The organism is Vibrio sp. 2033 (assembly GCF_033339735.1).
Map to the genome: position 1 here is coordinate 1 of NZ_JAWOVC010000746.1, position 536 is coordinate 536.

General features: G+C 41.8%; 1 protein-coding gene. It reads left to right on the forward strand.

Annotated elements, in window-relative coordinates; all coding sequences use genetic code 11:
- Positions 1-116 precede the first annotated feature (116 nt).
- A partial coding sequence (gene tadF / locus R7P74_RS28860) for a tight adherence pilus pseudopilin TadF (protein WP_318124132.1) occupies positions 117-536 on the forward strand: 420 nt, incomplete at its 3' end.

Below are 536 nucleotides of genomic sequence, written 5' to 3' on the forward strand. Positions count from 1 at the left end.
TTTCACTTATCACCCTTTGTTTAACTTTGTTATGCCAAGCATGAGCATTAATCGAGAGATGGTCGCAGTTCAAGAATATGAACGATGCACTTTCAAATTAGGTGAGGAGATCACTTGTGGTGGCTAAGTCGAAACAAACCGGAGCCTTTATCGTTGAACTCGCATTGGTATTACTCTTTTTTGGTTCAATCATTGCCATGCATATCAACTACACGATCGCAGTAAACAAGAAAGGGCAGTTGGATAGAGTGGTTTATTCCATCGTAAGCGTCATAAGCGAGCGTCGACAGTTGTTCGCCAACGAACTTAATATTTGTGGTGAGAACGGTAGACATTGTGAGGCACAAGTAAATAACGCGTTTTACATGGCGAAAGGCATGCTGAAACGTACGTTACCAGATTTTGATGCCAGCGAATTAGGCATGAGAATCACGGAGCTCTCGTTAGAAGAAAAGGACACTAAGCTCGTTACGTTTACCAACTTCAAAGGCAAAACAGAAGATTGTAATTTTCCAGATCTGAAGGAAATCACGGTG